Genomic DNA, 2924 nt, shown 5'->3' with positions numbered 1-2924 from the left:
TTCGCAGAACTTGGTACGTTCGATAAAGTAAAATCACCATCTACACCGGTAATAGTACCAAGTTGAGTACCTTTTACCAATACAGAGGCTCCAATAACTGGCTGCCCATCTTCTTCAGAAATCACAACACCCGTGATTGTCTGAGTTTGGGCAGTTACTAGGCCTATTCCAACAAAAAGACAGGCCAATAACAGCATTAATTTTCTTTTCATAAATTCTCTCTTAAAGTTTAACTTTACATTAATTGTTTCTTTACTCTAACAAAATGCAAATATATTAATAAAACTGAAACGAACAATTATTTTGTTGAAAAAACCTTGTAAATCTATCAATTTGTTAACCAAATGCTTGTTTTTATGCTTAACAGCAGCTTTTTTGCACTTAAAAAACCTAAATGACATTCTGATTGCTATCACTCTGAAGCGCCTCTCAGACTATCATTCCTTAATAAACACCTCACCTTTTAAACTAAAAGTGTTAAAAACATGCATTGGAAGAATTAATTTGAAAGTCATTTTACGTAGATTTACCTTTTTTATAAAGGAAATACAAAACAAAAAACACTTTGTAAAGCGTACTTTTACAGATATTAAGTCTTCTTTATTTCTTGTATAGCACATTATTTCGTCTTATTTGTTCATAGTATTAACTAAAACAACTAAAGATGAACAAGATTATTTACAGTTTAGTGTACAACCGGAAAAAGAACCTTAATAAACGAGGCGTAGCTTTAGTACAGGTTGAGGCTTACTTGAACAGGAAGAAAAAGTATTTCTCGACTAAAGTCTATCTGAGACCAGACCAATGGGATGCGAAAAAACTGCTGATAAAGAACCATCCTAATGCAGATGCCTTAAATCGATTGATTTATGAGTTCATGGCAATGATAGAAAAGCGCGAACTTGAGCTCTGGCAACAGGGTAAACCTATCACTTTGGAGATATTGAAGGAGATGCTTTCTGAACAACAAGAACAGGAAGATAAATCCTCGTTTATACCTTTCTTTAAACACGAGGTCATAACTTCGAACCTAAAAGAAAGTACCAAACGCAATCATCTCTCTACGCTTGCGCTATTGCAAGATTTTAAAAAGAATGTGACATTCTCTGATTTAACTTTTGAGTTTGTATCTTCATTTGAATATTTTCTGCAATCGAAGGGATATCATACTAATACCATAGCTAAACATATGAAGCATTTAAAGCGACATATCAACGTAGCTATCAATAAGGAGTATATGGATATACAAAAATATGCCTTCAGAAAATACAAGATAAAGACTGTAGAAAATGGGCATACACATTTGTCTCCGGAAGAATTAGAAAAAATGGAAACCCTGCAATTGACCGGAAGATATATAAAATACCAGAAAACATTGGACGCATTTTTGTTCTGTTGCTATGCAGGTATGAGGTATTCCGACTTTGTTAATATGAAGTCAGAAAACATTATAGAGATGCACCAGGAGACTTGGTTAATCTATAAGTCTATCAAAACCGGTACGGAAGTCCGGCTTCCATTATACTTACTGTTTAACGGGAAGGGGATCCAGATTTTGAATAAATATCAGGCAGATCTACAAGATTTTTTTCATTTGAGAGATAATTCGAATGTGAATAAAGAGTTGATTGTCATTGCCCGATTAGCCGGGCTATCTAAAAAAGTGTCATTCCATACAGCGCGACATACTAATGCAACGTTATTGATTTATAATGGTGTTAATATTACAACCGTGCAGAAACTTTTAGGGCATAAGAGTGTGAAAACTACGCAAATATACACTAATGTTATGGATATGACGATAATAAGTGATTTGGAAAAAAACCACTCATTGGCTCACCGTAAAAAAGGGAAATAAGTCCTGCTAAATTAAGGTGTAATCGTTTGCCATGAAACTTTTAGGTATATTGGATAAATGAGTTACACCTTTTTTGGAGGCTTTATGCCTCAGCTCTCTTTGATATTCTGTTCTATTTTTCTTCTTTTTCAATCTCTTGGATAGCTTCTCTTTCATGATTAAATAGTAATATATAAAAACTAAAGAAGCATGACATGCAATGCTTCCATAATATATCTATTCCATACCCAAGATGTACTTGTTTCGTACCAAGTCCGTACTTCCTCCGTGTAGAAGTACTTCTGACTGGAGAAGATACGGAGCAACTATGGTTCGGATAGAGTTCAGATATGAATTGGACTAAGAATGTCCATTCAATAGTTATATTACTATACGACGACCAATCTGTTATTTACAAATACTTTAATGCTGTTTGAAGGATAATTGAGTACTATAATTCTATTTACAAAGAAATAGATGATTCTCTTTTGTAACATTGCTAATTATCAGAGGATTACAAAATGTCTATTTCTTGTCGACAAGGAGTTAAGAGTCTGTTGACAAAAAGTTAACTTCTTGTTTGCAAGCTCCTAACTTCTTGTGGGCATCAAACTGCGTTCCTGATTTTTATTCAACAAAGTATTCTACCTGAAATTCTTTCTGAGCCATTCGGCAAATTGCCTTATCTTGTTTTTATTGTTTGTGGAAATTAATTTATTCATATTAGACTTAATATAGCATGTGCTATGTTGAAAAAATGAGACTATATAGTACACCGACCTTATGTATGCAATTTACTGCCTATCTTCAATACAATCTTCAATCATTCCATACACATAAATGATTTTTAGAACCCATGGTATTGAATTTATAATTCATTTATAATCACTATTACTAATCAATATACTGATAAATAGATGTTTAATCTAAAAATAAAGGATATTTTTGGTAGATACAGATATGAGTATATATTTTTATCTACTTGTAAATTAGCTATTTGACAAATCATAATTGCTCAGTAATAAGTTCTTCAAACATTTATTTACTATTAATTATTAATTAAATACGACTTACTTAGTTCTGCGAA

General features: G+C 32.5%; 2 protein-coding genes. One reads left to right on the top strand and one right to left on the bottom strand.

What is annotated here, in order from left to right:
• A partial coding sequence (locus BN161_RS27680; RefSeq protein ID WP_044272540.1) for a carboxypeptidase-like regulatory domain-containing protein occupies positions 1-212 on the bottom strand: 212 nt, incomplete at its 3' end.
• A gap of 452 nt (positions 213-664) precedes the next feature.
• Between BN161_RS27680 and BN161_RS27675 the strand changes: the two genes are divergently transcribed.
• A complete protein-coding gene (locus tag BN161_RS27675; protein ID WP_044272536.1) occupies positions 665-1858 on the top strand; it encodes a site-specific integrase in 1194 nt (397 codons plus the stop codon).
• Positions 1859-2924: the final 1066 nt, after the last annotated feature.

Origin of the sequence: Bacteroides timonensis, assembly GCF_000513195.1 — a bacterium.
GTDB lineage: Bacteria > Bacteroidota > Bacteroidia > Bacteroidales > Bacteroidaceae > Bacteroides > Bacteroides timonensis.
The sequence above is the reverse complement of the archived record's forward strand: the minus strand, read 5'-3'. Positions and strand labels throughout refer to the sequence as shown.

Coding starts and splice junctions, on each gene's coding strand:
- BN161_RS27675 (WP_044272536.1), top strand. CDS start 665: ATGAACAAGATTATTTACAGTTTAGTGTACAACCGGAAAAAGAACCTT.